The organism is Streptomyces sp. NPDC023157 (assembly GCF_055560575.1).
In genome coordinates this window covers 179716-198869 of record NZ_JBVHIL010000011.1, presented here as the reverse complement: position 1 = coordinate 198869, position 19154 = coordinate 179716, and the positions used below count along the sequence as shown (strand labels likewise).

At 72.4% G+C, this 19154-nt stretch carries 18 protein-coding genes and 1 pseudogene; 4 read left to right on the top strand and 15 right to left on the bottom strand.

Annotated features, from left to right (window positions below; all coding sequences use genetic code 11):
* Positions 1 to 128 (bottom strand): annotated as a pseudogene (locus ACZ3ZE_RS33805) (acyl-CoA dehydrogenase); the annotation flags it as partial.
* A gap of 130 nt (positions 129 to 258) precedes the next feature.
* Between ACZ3ZE_RS33805 and ACZ3ZE_RS33800 the strand changes: the two are divergent.
* Positions 259 to 1596 (top strand): UDP-glucose dehydrogenase family protein, encoded by a 1338-nt coding sequence (locus ACZ3ZE_RS33800; protein ID WP_361172087.1) that lies wholly within the window; start codon positions 259 to 261, stop codon positions 1594 to 1596.
* 78 nt (positions 1597 to 1674) lie between these two features.
* Here the strand turns inward: ACZ3ZE_RS33800 and ACZ3ZE_RS33795 are convergent, their stop codons facing one another.
* Genes ACZ3ZE_RS33795 through ACZ3ZE_RS33785 form a run of 3 tightly spaced genes read right to left on the bottom strand, consistent with a single transcriptional unit; the run spans position 1675 to position 4575 of the window.
* Positions 1675 to 2868: a dipeptidase gene (locus ACZ3ZE_RS33795; protein WP_361624967.1), complete on the bottom strand. Its 1194-nt coding sequence runs from the start codon at positions 2866 to 2868 to the stop codon at positions 1675 to 1677.
* Entirely contained in the window at positions 2865 to 3362 is a 498-nt protein-coding gene (purE, locus tag ACZ3ZE_RS33790; RefSeq protein WP_442306212.1) for a 5-(carboxyamino)imidazole ribonucleotide mutase, read from the bottom strand. Before purE ends, ACZ3ZE_RS33795 begins: the two co-directional genes overlap by 4 nt.
* A gap of 19 nt (positions 3363 to 3381) precedes the next feature.
* Positions 3382 to 4575, bottom strand: a complete 1194-nt coding sequence (locus ACZ3ZE_RS33785; protein WP_442306209.1) for a 5-(carboxyamino)imidazole ribonucleotide synthase — start codon at positions 4573 to 4575, stop codon at positions 3382 to 3384.
* A 134-nt stretch (positions 4576 to 4709) separates the two neighbouring features.
* Between ACZ3ZE_RS33785 and ACZ3ZE_RS33780 the strand changes: the two genes are divergently transcribed.
* Positions 4710 to 5225, top strand: a complete 516-nt coding sequence (locus ACZ3ZE_RS33780; RefSeq protein ID WP_361172081.1) for a GtrA family protein — start codon at positions 4710 to 4712, stop codon at positions 5223 to 5225.
* A gap of 36 nt (positions 5226 to 5261) precedes the next feature.
* Here ACZ3ZE_RS33780 and ACZ3ZE_RS33775 read toward each other — a convergent pair whose 3' ends face one another.
* Complete coding sequence (locus ACZ3ZE_RS33775) at positions 5262 to 6533, bottom strand: ATP-binding protein (protein WP_361172078.1); 1272 nt, start codon at positions 6531 to 6533, stop codon at positions 5262 to 5264.
* A gap of 12 nt (positions 6534 to 6545) precedes the next feature.
* Positions 6546 to 7223 carry a response regulator transcription factor gene (locus ACZ3ZE_RS33770; RefSeq protein ID WP_046910107.1) on the bottom strand — a complete coding sequence of 226 codons (678 nt, stop codon included), beginning with the start codon at positions 7221 to 7223 and terminating at the stop codon, positions 6546 to 6548.
* A 425-nt stretch (positions 7224 to 7648) separates the two neighbouring features.
* Here ACZ3ZE_RS33770 and ACZ3ZE_RS33765 point away from each other — a divergent pair, with 425 nt between their 5' ends.
* Positions 7649 to 9169, top strand: coding sequence for a peptide MFS transporter (locus ACZ3ZE_RS33765; RefSeq protein ID WP_361172074.1), 1521 nt, complete (start codon positions 7649 to 7651; stop codon positions 9167 to 9169).
* An 84-nt stretch (positions 9170 to 9253) separates the two neighbouring features.
* On the opposite strand, the gene ACZ3ZE_RS33760 is transcribed toward ACZ3ZE_RS33765, so the two are convergent.
* The 6 genes from ACZ3ZE_RS33760 to ACZ3ZE_RS33735 form a co-directional block, all read right to left on the bottom strand.
* Positions 9254 to 10645 carry a hypothetical protein gene (locus ACZ3ZE_RS33760; RefSeq protein WP_467261783.1) on the bottom strand — a complete coding sequence of 464 codons (1392 nt, stop codon included), beginning with the start codon at positions 10643 to 10645 and terminating at the stop codon, positions 9254 to 9256.
* A 47-nt stretch (positions 10646 to 10692) separates the two neighbouring features.
* On the bottom strand, positions 10693 to 11712 hold the full coding sequence (locus ACZ3ZE_RS33755; protein ID WP_361172071.1) for a hypothetical protein: 1020 nt from the start codon (positions 11710 to 11712) through the stop codon (positions 10693 to 10695).
* Between the two features lie 41 nt (positions 11713 to 11753).
* Entirely contained in the window at positions 11754 to 12539 is a 786-nt protein-coding gene (locus ACZ3ZE_RS33750) for a COG1470 family protein (protein WP_361172068.1), read from the bottom strand.
* Positions 12539 to 13237, bottom strand: a complete 699-nt coding sequence (locus ACZ3ZE_RS33745; RefSeq protein ID WP_363293097.1) for a peptidase — start codon at positions 13235 to 13237, stop codon at positions 12539 to 12541. The genes ACZ3ZE_RS33750 and ACZ3ZE_RS33745 overlap by 1 nt, the downstream gene beginning before the upstream one ends.
* A gap of 140 nt (positions 13238 to 13377) precedes the next feature.
* Positions 13378 to 13806 (bottom strand): ATP-binding protein, encoded by a 429-nt coding sequence (locus ACZ3ZE_RS33740; protein ID WP_361172065.1) that lies wholly within the window; start codon positions 13804 to 13806, stop codon positions 13378 to 13380.
* Positions 13807 to 13879: 73 nt separating this feature from the next.
* Positions 13880 to 14245: an STAS domain-containing protein gene (locus tag ACZ3ZE_RS33735; protein ID WP_361172062.1), complete on the bottom strand. Its 366-nt coding sequence runs from the start codon at positions 14243 to 14245 to the stop codon at positions 13880 to 13882.
* A gap of 171 nt (positions 14246 to 14416) precedes the next feature.
* Between ACZ3ZE_RS33735 and ACZ3ZE_RS33730 the strand changes: the two genes are divergently transcribed.
* Positions 14417 to 15262, top strand: a complete 846-nt coding sequence (locus ACZ3ZE_RS33730) for an RNA polymerase sigma factor SigF (protein ID WP_442305793.1) — start codon at positions 14417 to 14419, stop codon at positions 15260 to 15262.
* 14 nt (positions 15263 to 15276) lie between these two features.
* Here ACZ3ZE_RS33730 and hutI read toward each other — a convergent pair whose 3' ends face one another.
* The 3 genes from hutI to ACZ3ZE_RS33715 all read right to left on the bottom strand — a co-directional run bounded on the left by hutI (position 15277) and on the right by ACZ3ZE_RS33715 (position 19111).
* On the bottom strand, positions 15277 to 16449 hold the full coding sequence (hutI, locus tag ACZ3ZE_RS33725; RefSeq protein WP_467261776.1) for an imidazolonepropionase: 1173 nt from the start codon (positions 16447 to 16449) through the stop codon (positions 15277 to 15279).
* Positions 16450 to 16556: 107 nt separating this feature from the next.
* The gene (locus ACZ3ZE_RS33720; RefSeq protein WP_363293099.1) at positions 16557 to 17918 is read right to left on the bottom strand and encodes a formimidoylglutamate deiminase; all 1362 of its coding nucleotides are present in this window, start codon (positions 17916 to 17918) and stop codon (positions 16557 to 16559) included.
* Positions 17909 to 19111 carry an allantoate amidohydrolase gene (locus tag ACZ3ZE_RS33715; protein ID WP_361172141.1) on the bottom strand — a complete coding sequence of 401 codons (1203 nt, stop codon included), beginning with the start codon at positions 19109 to 19111 and terminating at the stop codon, positions 17909 to 17911. Before ACZ3ZE_RS33715 ends, ACZ3ZE_RS33720 begins: the two co-directional genes overlap by 10 nt.
* Positions 19112 to 19154: the final 43 nt, after the last annotated feature.

Sequence of the window (19154 nt, the reverse complement as noted above, 5' to 3'; positions counted from 1 at the left end):
ACCGCCGCGGCGAACGGCGCGATCTTCGCCTCCGCCAGCGCACGGACCGACTCACGGAGCATGTCGTGCTCCTCCGACGGGCGGTACAGGTCGAATTCAGCGGCTGAGTTGTTCTTTCCGGACGCCAACGCTCACTCACTCCCACGCTTGCTAACTACCGTTAAGTAACCCAAAGGGTAGGGCGTGACCGGGCCGCGATCCAGGCCCCGACTATGCTCGGGCAGGCATTTCCCCGCCCGTACGCACAGGGAGTCCCGCATGGCCCTCAAGATCACCGTGATCGGCACCGGATACCTCGGCGCCACACACGCCGCGGCCATGGCTGAGCTCGGCTTCGAGGTCCTGGGGCTCGACGTCGTGCCCGAGAAGATCGGACTGCTCGCCTCCGGCCGGGTGCCGATGTACGAGCCGGGCCTGGAGGAACTGCTCGCGCGCCACGTCGACGGGATCGAGGGATCCAGCGGGCGGCTGCGGTTCACCACCTCCTGGGAGGAGGTCGGCGCGTTCGGCGACGTCCACTTCGTCTGCGTGAACACCCCGCAGAAGCACGGCGAGTACGCCTGCGACATGTCGTACGTCGACGCCGCCTTCGCCTCGCTGGCCGGCGTGGTGCGCGAGGGCGCGCTCGTCGTCGGCAAGTCGACCGTGCCCGTCGGCTCCGCCCAGCGGCTCGCCGGACTGCTGCCCGAGGGCGTCGAGCTGGCCTGGAACCCCGAGTTCCTCCGCGAGGGCTTCGCCGTGCAGGACACCCTGCACCCGGACCGCATCGTGGTCGGCGTCCCCGAGGGCGCGCGCGGCGAGCGGGCCGAGAAGCTGCTGCGCACCGTGTACGCGGTGCCGGTGGCGGAGGGGTCGCCGTTCGTGGTGACCGACTTCCCGACCGCCGAACTCGTGAAGACCTCCGCCAACTCCTTCCTCGCCACGAAGATCTCCTTCATCAACGCGATGGCCGAGGTCTGCGAGGCGGCCGGCGGCGACGTCGCCAAGCTGGCCGAGGCGATCGGGCACGACGAGCGGATCGGCAACAAGTTCCTGCGGGCCGGCATCGGCTTCGGCGGCGGCTGCCTGCCCAAGGACATCCGGGCCTTCATGGCACGGGCCGGCGAGCTCGGCGCGGACCAGGCGCTGACCTTCCTCCGCGAGATCGACTCCATCAACATGCGGCGCCGCGCCTCCATGGTGGAGATGGCGCGCGAGGCGCTGGGCGGGGGCTTCCTCGGCAAGCGGGTCGCCGTGCTCGGCGCGACCTTCAAGCCGGACTCGGACGACGTGCGGGACTCGCCCGCGCTGAACGTGGCCGGCCAGATCCACCTCCAGGGCGGCCAGGTCACCGTCTACGACCCCAAGGGCATGGCCAACGCCCGCCGGCTCTTCCCCACGCTGGCGTACGCGGACACGGTCGTCGAGGCGGTGCGGGGGGCGGACGTGGTGCTGCACCTGACCGAGTGGCGGGAGTTCCGGGACGCGGTGGACCCGGCGGAGCTGGCGGGGGTCGTGACGTCGCCGGTGATCCTGGACGGGCGCAACGCGCTGGATCCGGAGCGGTGGCGCGAGGCCGGGTGGACGTACCGGGCGATGGGGCGGCCGCGGGCCTGACGGGCGCGCGTACGACGCACGGACACGGATACGCGCGAGGGCCCCGTCGGTGACGGGGCCCTCGCGTGGTCGTCCGCCCTACGCGTCGAGCGACGCGATCGTCGCCACCGACGGGCCCCGCAGCGCGCGCTGTTCGCGGGACACGGCTTCCGCGTCGCGCAGCACCCGTACCGCGTTGGACCAGGTCAGCTTGGCCAGGTCCTGGTGGGACCAGCCGCGGGTGAGGAGCTCCGCGATCAGGTTCGGGTAGCCCGCGACGTCGTCGAGGCCGGACGGGGTGAAGGCGGTGCCGTCGTAGTCGCCGCCGATGCCGATGTGGTCGACGCCGGCGACCTCGCGCATGTGGTCGAGGTGGTCGGCGACCGTGGCGGCCGTCGCGATCGGGCGCGGGGTCCCCTCCTCGAAGGCGCGGTGGATCGCCATCGCCTCCGGGGTGGTGTCGAGGTGGTCGAAGCCGTGGGCGCGCAGGTTCGCGTCGGCCAGGGCGGTCCACTCGACGGCCGCGGGGAGGATGAACTTCGGCACGAACGTGGCCATCGCCACGCCGCCGTTGGCGGGCAGCCGCTCCAGGACGTCGTCCGGGATGTTCCGCGGGTGGTCGCAGACGGCGAGCGAGGAGGAGTGCGAGAAGATCACCGGCGCGCCGGTGGTGTCCAGCGCGTCGCGCATGGTGGTGGCGGCGACGTGCGAGAGGTCGACCAGCATGCCGGTGCGGTTCATCTCGCGGACGACCTCACGGCCGAAGGCGGTCAGGCCGCCGGCCCGCGGCACGTCGGTCGCGGAGTCCGCCCAGTCGTTGTTGTCGTTGTGCGTGAGCGTCATGTACCGCACGCCCAGGGTGTGCAGGGCGCGCAGGGTGGCGAGGGAGTTGTTGATCGAGTGGCCGCCCTCGGCGCCCTTGAGGGAGGCGATCCGGCCGTCCTTGCGGGCCGCCTCCATGTCGTCCGCGGTGAGCGCGGGCGCGAGGTCCGCCGGGTACCGGTCGAGGAGCTGGTCGACGAGGTCGATCTGCTCCAGGGTGGCGCTGACGGCGTCGTCGCCGGTGAGCCGGCAGGGCACGTAGACCGACCAGAACTGGGCGCCGACGCCGCCGGCCCGCATGCGGGCCAGGTCGGTGTGGAGCGAGCCGCTCTGGTCGCCGGCGATGTCCAGCTTGTCGAGGTCGTAGCCGCAGTGCTCGCGCAGCGCCCAGGGCAGGTCGTTGTGCCCGTCGACGACGGGGGCGGAGGCGAGGAGTTCCCGCGCCTCCGCGAGGCGGTCGGCCGCGTTCACCGGGCGAACCCGAAGGACTCCGCGCCCTCGACCTTGGCCCGCAGCCGCTTGCCCTTCTCGGTCGCCTGGTCGTGCAGCTCCTGCTGGAAGTTCCGCATGCGGGCGAGGAGTTCGGGGTCGTGGGTGGCGAGGATGCGGGCCGCGAGGAGGCCCGCGTTGCGGGCGCCGCCGACCGAGACGGTGGCGACCGGGACGCCGGCCGGCATCTGCACGATGGAGAGCAGCGAGTCCATGCCGTCGAGGTACTTCAGCGGGACGGGGACGCCGATGACGGGCAGCGGGGTGACCGAGGCCAGCATGCCCGGCAGGTGGGCGGCGCCGCCCGCGCCCGCGATGAGCGCCTTCAGACCGCGCTCGGCGGCCTGCTCGCCGTACGCGATCATCTCGCGCGGCATGCGGTGGGCGGAGACGACGTCGACCTCGTACGCGATCTCGAACTCGTCCAGGGCCTGCGCGGCGGCCTCCATGACGGGCCAGTCCGAGTCGGATCCCATGACGATGCCAATGAGCGGATTACTCAACGATCGTTCCTCGCAGGTAGTCGGCGGCGTGGCGGGCGCGCTCCAGCACGTCGTCCAGGTCGTCGCCGTAGGTGTTGACGTGGCCCACCTTGCGACCGGGCTTCACGTCCTTGCCGTACATGTGGATCTTCAGCTGCGGATCCCTGGCCATGCAGTGCAGGTACGCGGAGTACATGTCCGGGAAGTCGCCACCGAGAACATTGCACATCACGGTCCACTTCGCGCGGGGGCGCGGGTCGCCCAGCGGAAGATCGAGGACGGCCCGGACGTGGTTGGCGAACTGCGAGGTGACCGCGCCGTCCTGGGTCCAGTGGCCGGAGTTGTGCGGGCGCATGGCGAGCTCGTTGACGAGGAGGCGCCCGTCGGCGGTCTCGAAGAGCTCCACGGCCAGGTGGCCGACGACGTCGAGCTCCTTGGCGATGCGGAGGGCCAGCTCCTGCGCCTGCCCCGCCAGCTCGTCGGAGAGCCCGGGGGCGGGCGCGATGACCGTGTCGCAGACGCCGTCGACCTGCCGGGACTCCACGACCGGGTAGGAGACGGCCTGCCCGTGCGGGGAGCGGACGATGTTCGCGGCGAGCTCGCGCGCGAAGTCGACCTTCTCCTCGGCGAGGACCTCGACGCCCGCGCGGAACGCGTCGTGGGCGTCCGCCTCGGAGCGCACGAACCAGACACCCTTGCCGTCGTAGCCGCCGCGCACGGTCTTCAGGATGATCGGGAAGCCGTCGCCCTCGGCGGCGAAGGCCGCCGCGTCGGCCGGGTCGGCCACCAGGCGGTGCCGCGGGCTGGGCGCGCCGATCGCGTCGAGCCTCGCCCGCATCACCCCCTTGTCCTGGGCGTGCGCGAGGGCCGCACGGCCGGGACGGACGGCGATGCCGTCCGCCTCCAGGGCCGCCAGGTGCTCCGCGGGCACGTGCTCGTGATCGAAAGTGATCACGTCGCAGCCGCGCGCGAAGTCACGCAGCGTGTCCAGGTCGCGATAGTCGCCGACGACGACCTCGCTCACCACCTGGGCCGCCGAGTCCTGCGGGGTGTCACTGAGCAGCTTGAACTTGATGCCGAGGGGGATACCCGCCTCGTGGGTCATACGGGCGAGCTGACCGCCACCGACCATGCCGACTACCGGGAACGTCACCCTCTTAGGGTATCCGCACAAGTTCCGGACACTCGTCCGGCTGTGTTTTGTCACAGCCCGGAGTGGGTTCGTCCACGGATCGCGAGCAACACAGGCGGGTGACAGGAGGGCTGGTTAGCATGGTTTGGTTGACGCCGTCCGGGCGTCGACCGGAGCACATCCGAAACGGACGGGACAGAGCCATCACGATGAGTGAACCCGGCGCGCTGCGCATGCGAGTGGACCGGCTCGTCCGCGAGGTAGCCAAGTTCGGCGTGGTCGGCGGACTGGGCGTCCTGGTGAACCTGGTCGTCTTCAACCTGGTCCGCCACCTCACCGACCTCCCCGTGGTCAGGGCGAGCATCATCGCCACGGTCGTCGCGATCGCCTTCAACTACGTGGGGTTCCGCTACTTCACGTACCGCGACCGCGACAAGTCCGGGCGTACCAAGGAACTGACCCTGTTCCTGCTGTTCAGCCTGGTCGGCATGGTGATCGAGAACGGCGTGCTGTACGCGGCGACGTACGGCTTCGGCTGGGACACCCCGCTGGCGAGCAACTTCTTCAAGTTCTTCGGCATCGGCGTCGCGACCCTGTTCCGCTTCTGGTCGTACCGGACCTGGGTCTTCAAGGCGCTGCCCGCGAAGGAGGCGGTGCAGACCGCCGAATCGTTCCTGGAGCAGGCGCCCCGCCAGCCCTCCCGCAAACAGCCCGACCGGGTCTGATCCCGGCCGAGTCGACCCCTCGAACGCCCGGTCCGCTCAGCGGACCGGGCGTTCCGGGTCCCGCCCCGCGTGGCTGCGGACCTCGCGGCCGAGGAAGAGCGCGAACACCGGCGGCTGCTGCTGGAGCAGCTCCAGACGCCCGCCGTCGGCCTCCGCGAGGTCCCGGGCGACCGCGAGGCCGATGCCCGTGGAGCTGCGCCCGCTGACCGCCCGCTCGAAGATCCGCGCCCCGAGGTCGGCGGGGACGCCGGGGCCCTCGTCGGTGACCTCGATCACCGACTGGTTGCCGGTGACCCGGGTGCGCAGCGCGACGGTGCCACCGCCGTGCATGAGCGAGTTCTCGATCAGCGCCGCCAGGACCTGGGCGACCGCGCCCGGGGTGGCCACGGCCCGCATGCCCTGCTTGCCGGAGTGGACGATCGCCCGGCCGGCGCTGCGGTAGGCGGGGCGCCACTCCTCGATCTGCTGTTTGACGACCTCGTCCAGGTCGAAGGCGACGGCGGAGCCGGTCCGGGGGTCGCGCGAGTTGGTGAGCAGCCGCTCGACCACGTCGGTCAGCCGCTCGACCTGGGTGAGCGCGATCGTCGCCTCCTCCCGGACCGTGTCGAGGTCGTCGGCCATGGCGACCTCCTCCAGGCGCATGGAGAGGGCCGTGAGGGGCGTGCGGAGCTGGTGGGAGGCGTCGGCGGCGAGCCGGCGTTCGGCGGTGAGCATCCGGGCGATCCGCTCGGCGGAGTTGTCCAGGACGTCCGCGACCCGGTCCAGCTCGGGCACCCCGTACCGCTTGTGCCGGGGGCGCGGGTCGCCGGAGCCGAGCCGTTCGGCGGTCTCGGCGAGGTCCGTGAGCGGTGAGGCCAGTTTGTTCGCCTGCCGTACGGCGAGCAGCACGGCGGCCACGACGCAGAGCAGCGCCACGCCCGCGATGATCATCAGGGTGCGGGCGACCTCGTCGGTGACGGCCGAGCGGGCCTCCTCGACGGTCACGGTCTCGCCGCGCTCGCCCTCGGCCAGGCCGCGGATGACCTGGCCGCTCGGGCGGGCGCCGATCTCGATGGCGTCGCGGCCGGGGATGGTGATCCGGGCGTACCGCTTGGCGCCGCTCTGCTCCGCCAGGATGTCCGGGTTGACGGGCTCCCCGCCGATGAGCCGGCTGTCGACGATGGAGACGATCCGCAGCGCCTCGGAGTCCACGCTCTCCTGGGCGCTGTTGGAGATGGTGCGGGACTCGACGATCACCAGGGAGACCCCGAAGACGGCGATGACGACGAGCACCACGGCGAGCGTGGAGTTGATCAGGCGGCGGCGCACGGAGACGGGTGCCTAGCTCTTCTCGAAGCGGAAGCCGACGCCCCGGACGGTGGCGATGTAGCGGGGGTTGGCCGCGTCGTCGCCCAGCTTCTTGCGCAGCCAGGAGATGTGCATGTCGAGGGTCTTGGTGGAGGACCACCAGGTGGTGTCCCAGACCTCGCGCATCAGCTGGTCGCGGGTGACCACCCGGCCCGCGTCGCGGACCAGCACCCGGAGCAGGTCGAACTCCTTGGCGGTGAGCTGGAGCTCCTCGTCGCCCATCCAGGCGCGGTGCGACTCGACGTCGATCCGCACGCCGTGGGTGGTGGGGGCGACGGCGGGCTCGGTGGCGCCGCGCCGGAGCAGGGCCCGGACGCGGGCGAGCAGCTCGGCGAGCCGGAAGGGCTTGGTGACGTAGTCGTCGGCGCCGGCGTCGAGGCCGACCACCGTGTCGACCTCGTCGGCGCGGGCGGTGAGGACCAGGATCGGCACCGTGTGGCCCTCGGCGCGCAGCCGGCGGGCGACCTCCAGGCCGTCCATGCCGGGCAGGCCCAGGTCGAGCACGACGAGGTCGACCCCGCCCTGGAGTCCGGCGTCGAGGGCGGTCGGACCGTCCTCCCGCACCTCGACCTCGTATCCCTCCCGCCGCAGGGCGCGGGCCAGCGGTTCCGAGATGGAGGCGTCGTCCTCGGCGAGCAGTACACGGGTCATGGGGTGATGGTAGTCCGCACGGCGACGGTGCCGGGGCGTGATCCACCGGCCGTGCGCCGCACCTGTGGATCTTGGCCCGTAACCTGCTGATGACCTTCGATTGGCGGAAGTTGGTTCCGTAGTCGCCTGTGATCCATCTCTCAAGTCCTTCCATATCCGGCACTGTCGTGTCGTATGGTGTCGAGAGTTCTGTAGCGGTAATCGGGGACCTTTGGCCGTGTTCGTCCGCCAAGGGTCTCTTTTCTGCACAAGGCGCGCCTCGGCAGTCTTGGGAACAGTGAACGACCTGTGGGCCGGGTCCTGGACGCGATGACGCGCCAGGGCGTGGATCCCGGGGAGGTGCGACCGCGCCTCGCCGGTGCCGGCCTCCCCCACCGGGCGCACCCCGCTCACGAAGCGCGCGTCCCGACAGAGCAAGGATCGACATGGCGTCCAGCCTGACGAGGGCTTCTACCGGAACCCCTGGTTCCGAGAAGACCTTCTTCGGCCACCCCCGTGGTCTGGCCACCCTCTTCATGACCGAGATGTGGGAGCGCTTCTCCTACTACGGCATGCGGGCCCTTCTGGTCCTCTACCTGGTCTCCGGTGGCGCCGACGCCGCCACGGGCAGCCAGGGCGGCGGCCTCGCCATGACGGCCGCCACGGCCACGGCGATCTACTCCGTGTACGTGTCGATGGTCTACCTGATGGCCATGCCCGGTGGCTGGTTCGGCGACCGCGTCTGGGGCGCCCGCAAGACGGTCGCCATCGCCGGTTTCGTGATCATGGCGGGCCACGCCTCGCTGGCGATCCCGGGCCAGGCGGCGTTCTTCGCGGGTCTGGCGCTGGTCGCGGCCGGCTCCGGTCTGCTGAAGGCCAACATCTCCACGATGGTCGGCCACCTGTACGACGGCCCGGACGACGCGCGCCGTGACGGTGGCTTCACGCTCTTCTACATCGGCATCAACCTCGGTGCGTTCGTGGCGCCCTTCGTCGTCGGCACCGTCGGCGAGAAGGTCAACTGGCACCTCGGCTTCGCGCTCGCCGCGGTCGGCATGGGCCTGGGCCTGGTGCAGTTCCTCCTCGGCACCAAGAACCTCAGCCCGAAGAGCAACATCGTCCCGAACCCGCTCTCGGCCGCCGAGCGCAAGAGCGTCCTGGTCAAGGTCTGCCTGGTCATCGCCCTCGCCGCCGTCTTCTACGGCGTCGTCGTCGGCCTCGGCATGTACACCCTGAACTGGGCGCTGGTCCCGATCACCCTCGCCGGTCTGATCATCCCGGTCGCCGTCCTGGTCCGCATCAAGCGCGACAAGGACCTCGACAAGACCGAGCAGTCGAAGATGACCGGCTACATCTGGTTCTTCGTCGCCGCCGCCGTCTTCTGGATGATCTACGACCAGGGTGGCTCGACCCTGTCGCTCTTCGCCGACGGCAAGACCTCGGACACCGTCTTCGGTCTCGGCTTCCCGGCCACCTGGTACCAGTCGCTGAACCCGCTGTTCGTCATGGCGCTGGCCCCGGTCTTCGCCTGGCTGTGGCTGTGGCTGGCCCGCAAGAACCAGGAGCCCAACACCATCGTGAAGTTCGCGATGGGCCTGGTCCTGGTCGGCGCGTCCTTCTTCGTCTTCATCGTCCCGATGAACATGGCGGCCGACGGCACCAAGGTCTCCCCGATGTGGCTCGTCTCGATCTACATGATCCAGACCATCGGTGAGCTGTGCCTCTCCCCCGTCGGCCTCTCCGTCACCACGAAGATGGCCCCGCAGAAGTACGCCTCCCAGATGATGGGTGTCTGGTTCCTCGCCGTCACCGCCGGTGACTGCACCACGGGTCTGCTGTCGCTGGCCGGTGTGGACCTGAACGGCACCGGGATCATCGCGATGGAAGCGGCCTTGGCCGTCCTCGCCGGATTCGCGATCTTCATGTACCGCAAGAAGGTCCAGGGCCTCATGGGCAGCGTCCGCTGACCCTGCCGGTCCCGTACGTACGGAGGGCCGCCGCACCGATCCGGTGCGGCGGCCCTCCGCCGTTCCCGCCGCTTTCCCGGCCCGCTAGCGCCGCAGGCGGGCCCACGGCGTGAAGGTGAACACCGCGCCGCCGAGCAGGATCACCGTGCCCGCCACGAGGGCGAGGGCGCGCAGGGCGCCGGTGTCGTCGGCGCCGGTGTGGGCGAGGTCGTCACCGCCGCCGGAGCCCCCGGAGTCGCCCGAGCCGCCGACGACGCCGCCGGCCTGCTTGGTGGTGTCGAGCTCCAGGGAGACCGGGGAGGTGCCCTGGACCTTGCACGGGATGACGATGTCCGAGCCGCCGAGCGTCACCGTGATGGTGAGGTCGCCGGGGCTGAGCGTCGCCTTGCCGCTGGCGCCCGGCTTGTAGGTGCCGGTCATGTCGGTCAGCGACACCATCTCGCCGGCCGCCACGGGAGCCGGGTTGGCCGGGCCCCGCACGGTCACCTTGCCGCTGTCGGCGCCCCCGATCCGTACCGCCATCGAGGGCTTGAGCGCCCCCTTGGGCAGCGGGGCCGGGCTCGTCATGACGCCCTTCGCCGTCTTGACGGTCAGCTCGTACGAGCCGCCGCTCTTGCGGGCGCTGATGGACACCTTGGACGTGACGGCCTTCGGTCCGGGCGAGACGCAGGACAGCTTGACGGCGACCTCCTTGCCCGGGAAGTCGGACGGGCCGCCGCCCCCGCCCGAGCTCCCGCCGGAGGCCGTGGTGCCGCCGCCGGACGTGGTCGTCGAGCCGCCGCTGCTCGTGGAGCCGCCCGAGGTGGTCGTCGAGCCGCCGGAGGCCGTGGAGCCCCCGGAGGTGGTCGTCGAGCCGCCCGACGTGGTCGTCGAGCCGCCGGACGTCGTCGTGGAGCCGCCCGAGGCCGTCGTACCGCCGGAACTCGTGGAGCCTCCGGAGCTCGTCGTACCGCCCGAGCCCGTCGTGCCCCCGCCGTCCGTCACCTTGATCGTGGCGGCGGCGCCGACCGTCTCCTTCGGGGAGCACTTCGTGTCCGTCGACAGCGGCTTGGACACGTTGATCGTGTACTTGTCGGGCGTCAGCGTGATCTCGCCCGCCTTGTCCAGCTTCAGCTTGCCCTTCATGTCCGGCAGGACCATCGGGCTGTTCTTCTTGATCGGCGGGTTCTGCCGCGGCCCCTCCATGGACAGGGTGCCGCTGCCCGCGCCGCCGATCCTGATCGTGCCGGTCGGCTTGACGGTGTCCTTGTCCAGGTCGAGGACGTCGGGGTTCTTGGAGGCGGCCTGGACCGTCTTCCAGACCACCTCGACCTCGTCGCCCACCTTGGCCTCGGCGGGCGCGGTGACCAGCACCTTGGTGGTGCCCTGCACCGGCGGGAGGCCGGAGATCGAGGGCGGGATGCACTCGGTCTTGTACGAGACCTCGGCGGCCAGGGCGGGGCTCGCGGTCAGCAGGATTCCCGCGCCGCCGAGCATCAGCGCGACGCCCGCCGCGAGCGTCCTCCGGGTCGTGCGTGTCGTGCTCACGACTGTCCCTTCGTCGTCGGACTGTTCTCTGACGGTGCGGAATGGGGGGTGAACCACGGCAGGACCGCGGTCGGTTCGTCACCGGCGGTCGCCGGCGGTACGGGTACGGGGGCGCGGTCCGGCACCCGGTGGTGGTGCCGCCGCTGCCGCCGGTGGCCCGCCGGGCGGGTGCGGTCGACGACCGCCATGCCGATACGGAACAGGGCGGCCGGGACGACGACCGCGAGCAGCAGCCAGAAGAGCGTCACGCCCCACGGGCGCCCGACGCCCCAGGGCTGCTCGACCAGCACCTTGCCGCCGTACCGCACGGACACCTGGTAGTCGCCGTGGGCGCCCGCCGTCAGTTCGGCGGGCAGCCGGATCTGGGCCTTGCGGCCGGGGGCGAGGGTGCCGCGCCACTGCCGTTCCTCGTACTGCGGCGAGAACACGCCGTGGCTGGTGCCGACCTCGAAGACCGGGTCCTCGACCGGGGTCTGGCCGAGGTTGCCGACGGTGAAGACCACCTCGCGCCGGGCGGGCGCGCCGAACCAGACGAGGACGCCGCTGGAGCCTTCGAGCCGTACGGTGGCGAGCACGGCGAGCCGGCCGCCGCCGGTCGGCTCGGGCAGCGGCGCGGTGGGGTGCCCGGCGACGGTGAACTCGACGTCCACGGAATCCTGTTGGCCGGTGACCCCGGCCACGTGCACCACGCAGGGGCAGGGCTTGGGCGGCTCGGCGACCGGCAGCTTCTGGCTGAAGGCGCCCTTGGCGTCGACGGTGGCGGCCCGCCCGTCGGTGTTGGCGCAGGAGTTGGTGCCGCCGATGACGCCCTTGCCGGGTGCGGACTGGCCGCAGATCAGCAGCATGAGCAGGGCACCCGGCTTCCAGCCGGAGCCGCTGACGGTCAGCTCGCCGCCCTTGCCGCCCTCGCTCTGCGAGAGCGCCACCTTGGGAGCGGCCTCGGCGGCCGCGGGGGCGGTGGGCAGCAGGGCGAACAGCAGCGCGGCGAGCAGGGCGGCGGCCGCGCCCGTACGCATCGGCCTCATCGGCCTCGTCGGCCTCGTCGGCCTCGTCGGCCTCATCGGTTCCTCCGTATCGCGTACGCGGTCGCGCCGCCCGCCCCGAGCAGGGCGGCGGCCGCGGCGCCGACGCCCACCGCGGAGGCGAAGACGGTGTCCGCGGCGGCGGTCGCGGGGGCCGCGCCCGAGGCGGTGGCCGTCACGCGGACGGTGACCGAGTCCAGGGCGGGCGGGTCGGGCCAGGCTTCGGTGCGGGCGGCCCGCTCGCCGGGGCGCAGGGTCAGCGGCAGCGGGCGTGCGGGCCGGTCCACGAGCCGGCGGCCGAGGACCCCGTCGGCGCGGACGGCCAGGCGCGGGGCGAGCAGGGTGTTGCCGCGGTTGACGAGCGTGTAGTGCAAGGTGCCGGAGCGGTCGAGGCGGACGTCCTCGACGGTCAGCGCGGCGAGCCGCGGCCCGCTGACCCGCAGGTGCAGCGGGACGAGCGTCTCGCGGCCGGCGGCACTGGCCCGGACGGTGCCGCGGAGGTCGCCGGGCGGGGTGTCGGCGGTGACGGTCACCGCGAACGGCACGTCCGCGCGGGTCCTGGCGGGCACGGTGACGGTCCGGGCGGCGAAGGCGACCTGGGCGCCCCGGGCGCCCTGGCCGGTGAGCCGGACCGTGAGCGGGCGGGCGCCCGGGTTGGTGACGGACAGGGTGTCCTGGAGGACGCTGCCGGCGGCGCCCTCCAGGTAGACGTACGGGCGGCCCGCGGCGGGCGCCGCCGTCCAGCCGGGCGCGGGGGCCGCCGCGACCGCCCCCAGGAGGGCGAGCGCGGCGGCCCCGGTACCGGCCCACGCCGTCCGCATCAGCGTGCCGTGCGCCGGGTGAGCCAGAGCACCCCGGCCGCGCCGGTCAGCAGCACGGTGCCGCCGAGGGTGCCGAGGGCGACGGCCGAGTCGAGCGGGCCGGTCTTGGGCAGGGTGTCCGTACCGCCGGATCCGCCCGAGTCGCCCGAGCCGCCCGAGTCACCGGATCCGCCCGCGCCGCCGGCCGCCGTGACGTCCAGTTCCAGTGCGGGCTTCGGGTTGTTCTTGGGGGTGCAGACGGCCGCGTCCATGCCGAGCGCGTGGACGGTGAGCACCCCGGCGGTGAAGGTGACCTTGCCGCTCTTCTTCGGGGTGTACGTCCCCGTCAGCTTGCCGATGGCGATGGGGGTGTTCGGCGGGATGGCGACCGTGTTGGGGACGCCCTTGACCTGGACCTTGCCGCTGTCCGCGCCGCCGACGACGAGTTCGGCGCGGGGGGTCATGACGCCCTTCGGGAGTTCGACGGGGCTGTCGGAGACGCCCTTCTCGAAGGACATGGTGATCGTGTAGGACCCGCCGTTCTTGACGGCGGTGATGTCGACGGGCGAGACGGCGCCCTTGGGTCCGATCTTCGTCTCGCAGGCGTAGTTGACGTCGACGACCGTCGCGTGGGCGGCGGGGGCGGTGAGCAGGACCGTCGCGCCCGCCACCGTCATCGCCGCCGTCAGCGCGCCGGCCGTTCTCCTCCGGTTCGGCACCTCAAGCACCCCTCACCCTCGGGGACCGTCGCAGCGCGGCTGGGCACCGCGAAGTTACTGACGGTCTTTCAGATTGGGCGTCAAGGTACGCCTGGGGTCCTGTGGAGGGAAGACAAGAGGACGGAGAGCTTGTGAAAGTCCTAGGCGGGTGCGCCGAGTTCGGCCCAGACCGTCTTGCCGGGGGCGCCCGGGACGCGGTCGATGCCCCAGGTGCGGCAGAGCCGCTGCACGATGAACATGCCGTGCCCGCCGGGCCGTCCGGACCGGTGCGGGGTACGCGGGGCGGGCTGGCCCGCGCCGCGGTCGACGACCTCCAGGCGCAGCACCCCGGCGGAGCGCAGCACCCGCAGGCTCTCCGGGCCGTCGGCGTGCAGGCAGGCGTTGGTGACCAGTTCGGAGACGACGAGCAGGACGTCCTCGGCGGCGGCCCTGCGGTCGGCGGTGGCGGCCGGCAGCCAGCCCCAGTCGAAGAGCGCCTGGCGCGTGAAGTCGCGGGCGAGCGGGACGGTGCCACTGGCCGCCCCGAGGGCGAGGGTGCGGACGTCGGGGTCGCCGGAGGCAGTCTCCATCAGCGCTTCACCTCACCGAGTTCAGCCGATTGACGTGTGACGGGACGAGCAGGGTCGGGGGGTCGGTGCGGGATCAGTCGGGGAGAGCGGACGCGAGCGAGTCATGGAGGGTGAAGACCGCGTCCGCGCCGGTGATCTCGAAGACCCGGGCCACCACCGGCCGCATCGCCGCCAGATGGACCCCGCCGCCGGCGGCGTCCGCCCGCAGGCGGGCGCCGAGCAGCACGTTGAGCCCGCTGGAGTCGCAGAAGTCCAGCCGTGAGCAGTCGAGTACGAGACGTGAGCGCCCCTCGTCGAGGGCCTGGTCGAGTGGCGCACGCAACAGTTCGGCGGTGTGGTGATCGAGCTCACCCACCGGGGTGAGCACCTCGCTCGCCCCCACGGTGCGGACCTCGACCCGGAACCGCCCGGGTGCGCTGCCGATGTGCTGGCGGTACATGCGTCGAACCATACAAGCGCGGACCGGTTCACCGCACACAAGCTCCCCTACACATAAGGACAACCCGGACAATTGCCACTTGCAACCATCGGGTCCGAGCGGGTAGGCCTAGAAGGACACATTCCGCATGGCCGGCTCGGAGGCGCCGCACACCGCAGCGAGAGAACAACGATGGAGGAGACCATGTCACCCCGGCTCGACGTCCCGGAGCTCGCGGACCTCCCGCGGATCCCGCACCCGGACGAGATCGCGCCGCACGACGCGCGCGCCCTGTCCAAGACCCTCTTCGCCCGCCTCGGCGAGCTGGAGGAGGGCACCCACGAGTACGCGTACGTCCGCAACACCCTGATCGAACTCAACCTGGCCCTGGTGAAGTTCGCCGCCTCCCGGTTCCGCACCCGCAGCGAACCGATGGAGGACATCGTCCAGGTCGGCACCATCGGCCTCATCAAGGCGATCGACCGCTTCGACCTGGCCCGCGGCGTCGAGTTCCCCACCTTCGCGATGCCGACGATCATCGGCGAGATCAAGCGCTTCTTCCGCGACACCTCGTGGTCGGTGCACGTCCCGCGACGGCTCCAGGAACTCCGCATCGACCTCGCCAAGGCCGGCGACCTGCTCGCCCAGCGCCTCGACCGCTCCCCCACCGTCGAGGAACTCGCGCGGGAACTCGGCATCCGCACCGACGAGGTCGTCGAGGGCATGGCCGCCGCCAACGCGTACACCGCGAGCTCGCTCGACGCCCCGCCCGAGGAGACCGACTCCGACGGCGCCACCCTCGCCGACCGGCTCGGCTACGAGGACCACGGCATCGAGGGCGTCGAGTACATCGAGTCCCTCAAACCGATGATCGCCTCCCTCCCGCCCCGCGACCGCCGCATCCTCTCCCTCCGCTTCACCGCGGGCCTTACCCAGTCGGAGATCGGCGAAGAACTCGGCATCTCCCAGATGCACGTCTCCCGCCTCCTCGCCCGCACCCTGGCCCGGCTCCGCAGGGGGCTGACGGCGGAGGAGTGAGCGGTCGGCCGGCGTCAGGCCACCCGGATGCCCCGGCGCCAGACCTCCGACACCAGCGGGACGCCGGGGCGGTAGGCCAGGTGGACGTGGGAGGGGGCGTTCAGGAAGGTCAGGTCGGCTCGGGTGCCGGGGGTGAGGTGGCCCACGTCCGTGCGGCGGAGGGCCGCCGCGCCGCCGGCCGTCGCGGACCAGAGGGCCTCGTCGGGGGTCATCCGCATGTCGCGGACGGCCAGCGCGACGCAGAACGGGACCGAGGACGTGAACGACGAGCCCGGGTTGCAGTCCGTGGACAGCGCGACCGTCACGCCCGCGTCCAGCAGCCGGCGGGCGTCCGGCCACTCGGCGCGGGTCGAGAACTCCGCGCCCGGCAGCAGCGTCGCGACCGTGTTCCCGGACGCCAGCGCGTCCACGTCCGCGTCCGTCAGGTGCGTGCAGTGGTCGGCGCTCGCCGCGTCCAGTTCGACCGCGAGCTGCACGCCGGGGCCGTACGACAGCTGGTTGGCGTGCACGCGCGGGAGGAGGCCCTTCGCCTTGCCCGCCGTGAGGATCGCCCGCGCCTGGTCGCCGTCGAACGCGCCCTTCTCGCAGAACACGTCGACCCAACGGGCGTACGGGGCACAGGCGTCCAGCATCGCGCCCGTCACCAGGTCCACGTAGCCGGCCGGGTCGTCGGCGTAGTCCGGGGAGACGATGTGGGCGCCCAGGTAGGTGACCTCGTCCGTGTGCTCCGCCGCGACGCGCAGGGCGCGGGCCTCGTCCTCGACCGTCAGGCCGTAGCCGGACTTCGTCTCGAACGTGGTCGTGCCCTGGCGGAGCGCCTCCCTCATGTAGCGGGCGACGTTCGCCGACAGCTCGGCGTCCGTGGCCGCGCGGGTCGCCGCGACCGTCGTCCGGATGCCGCCCGCCTTGTACGGCTGGCCGGACATCCGGGCGTTGAACTCGGCGGTGCGGTCGCCCGCGAAGACGAGGTGCGAGTGGGAGTCGACGAAGCCGGGGATGACGGCGCGGCCCTCGGCGTCGACCTGTCGGTCGGCGGCGGGGGCCTGCGACGCCGGGCCCACCCAGGCGACCCGGTCGCCGTCCAGGACCAGGGCTGCGTCCGTCAGCAGCCCCAGCGGTGAGCCGTCGCCGACGGTGGGGTCGTTGGTGACCAGGGTGGCGATGTCGGTGATGACCGTGGTGGTCATGGGTGCGGCTCCGGGGTGGGTGGGTAGGTGCGGGCCGTGGGTGGGTTGTGCCCACCCGTTCCGCCCTGCGGAACGATTGCCCACAACGGGGGCGGGTGTCGTGGGGGTCAGTCTCTGAGGGTCTTGATCGCGTGCGCGAGGGACGCGCCCACGTCGGGTACGGACGTGTGGACGCCGTCCTTGACGATCGCCCGGCCGCCCACCACCACGTGGTGGACGTCCGCTGCCGTCGCCGCGAAGACCGCCGTCTCGGCGCCCAGGCGGGGGACCGGGCCCGCCGTGCGGACCGAGTCGAGGGTGAGGGTGGTGAAGTCGGCCAGGGCGCCCTGTTCCAGGGTGCCCGCGTCGGGGCGGCCGAGGGCCGCGTGGCCGTCGGCGGTGGCCGCGCGGAGCAGCGCGGCGGCCGTCCAGTGGCCGCGGGTGCGGGTGCGCAGGCGTTCGTCGAGTTCCATGGCCCGCGCCTCCTCCAGGAGGTCGATGACCGCGTGGCTGTCGCTGCCCAGGGAGAGGGGCGAGCCGGCGCGCTGGAGGGCGACGGCCGGGCCGATGCCGTCGGCGAGGTCGCGTTCGGTGGTGGGGCACATGCAGGTGCCCGTCGACGAGCCGCCGATCAGCGCGATGTCGGCGTCGGTCATGTGGGTGTTGTGGACGCCGGTGGTCCGCGCGCCCAGGACGCCGTGCTCGGCGAGCAGTTGGGTGGGCGTCATGCCGTGGGCTGCCTGGCAGGCGTCGTTCTCCGCGGTCTGCTCGGAGAGGTGGACGTGCAGGGGGGCCCGGCGTTCGCGGGCCCAGTCGGCGACCGTGGAGAGCTGGTCGGCGGGGACGGCCCGTACGGAGTGGATGGCCGCGCCGATCCGGACGCCGTCCCGTTCCTTGAGGGCCGAGACCCGTTCGGCCCAGGCGTCGGCGGTGCCGTCGGTGAAGCGCAGCTGGTGCGGTTCGGGGGCGGCGCCGAAGCCGGAGGAGAGGTAGGCCGTGTCGAGGAGGGTGATGCGGATGCCCGCTTCCCCGGCCGCCGCGATGAGCGCCTCGCCCATGGCGTTGGGGTCGGCGTACGGGGTGCCGCCGGGCGCGTGGTGGAGGTAGTGGAACTCGCCGACGTTGGTGATGCCGGCCAGCGCCATCTCCGCGTACACGGCCCGGGCGAGCGTGAAGTAGCTGTCGGGGGTGAGGCGTTGGGCGACGGTGTACATGACCTCGCGCCAGGTCCAGAAGGTGCCGGAGCCCACCTGGACGGTGCCGCGCAGGGCGCGGTGGAAGGCGTGCGAGTGGGCGTTGGCGAGGCCGGGGATGGTGAGGCCGCGGAGGGCGACGGCGCCGGGCGGCGGGGTGTCGACCCCGGTCCGTACCTCGGTGATGCGTCCGTCGGCGGAGCCCGCGGCGGAGCCGCTGACGGACACCGTGAGGGCGACGCCCGGCTCGACGTGGGTGTCGAGCCAGGCGTGCTCCAGCCAGTAGGTCACCTGCACGCCAGGTCCTCCAGTACGTCGGCGAGTGCGTGGACGCCCGCCACGCAGTCGTCCTCGGCCGCGAATTCGGCCGGGGAGTGCGAGACGCCCGTGGGGTTGCGTACGAACAGCATGGCGGTCGGGATCGACGCGGAGAGGATTCCGGCGTCGTGTCCCGCGCCCGTTCCCAGGACGGGGACCTTGTCGCCGGTCCGGTCCAGCAGGATGCGGCTCAGCTCGTCGCGCAGCGCGTGGGAGAAGTCCACGACCGGGGTGAAGGACTCGCGGACGACGGTGAGGTCGATGCCGGCGCGCTCGGCGTGCTCGCGGGCGGCCGTCTCGACGCCCGCGATGACGGCGTCCAGGGAGCCCTGGTCGGCGGCGCGCGCGTCGAGCCAGCCGCGGACCAGCGACGGGATGGCGTTGACGCCGTTCGGTTCGACGGCGATCTTGCCGAAGGTGGCGACGGCGCCCGCGAGTTCGGCCTCGCGGCGGGCGGCGAGGACCGTCTCGGCGTAGGTGAGCATCGGGTCGCGCCGGTCGACGAGCCGGGTGGTGCCGGCGTGGTTGGCCTCGCCGGCGAAGTCGTACCGCCAGCGGCCGTGCGGCCAGATCGCGGAGGCGATGCCGACGGCGTCCCCGGACAGGTCGAGGGCGCGGCCCTGTTCGACGTGGAGTTCGACGAAGGCGCCGATGCGGGCGAGCCGCTCCGGGTCCGCGCCGATGGCCTCGGGGTCGTACCCGGCGGCCTCCATGGCCTGCGGGAGGCTGATCCCGTCGGCGTCGCGCAGCGCGAAGGCCTTCTCCTTGGTCAGCTGCCCGGAGGTGAGGCGGGAGCCGACGCAGGCGAGTCCGAAGCGGGCGCCCTCCTCGTCGCCGAAGTTGACGATGGCGAGGGGCCGCTTGAACGAGACGCCGCGCTTGCGGAGTTCGTCGAGGGCGGCGAAGGAGGACACGACGCCGAGCGGGCCGTCGAAGGCGCCGCCGTCGGGGACGGAGTCCAGGTGGGAGCCGGTGACGACGGCGTCACCGGCGGTGGGGTCGCCGAGCCAGGCCCACTGGTTGCCGTTGCGGTCGGTCTCGACGTCGAGGCGGCGGGCCTCCGCCTGCATCCGGAACCAGAGCCGGCAGTCGGCGTCGGCCGCGGTCCAGGCGTAGCGGCGGTAGCCGCCGGAGCCCGTGTCGCGGCCGATGCCCGCGAGGCTGCGCCACATGGCGTGGAAGGTCGGGGAGGTGCCCGCCGAGGCACCCCGGGAG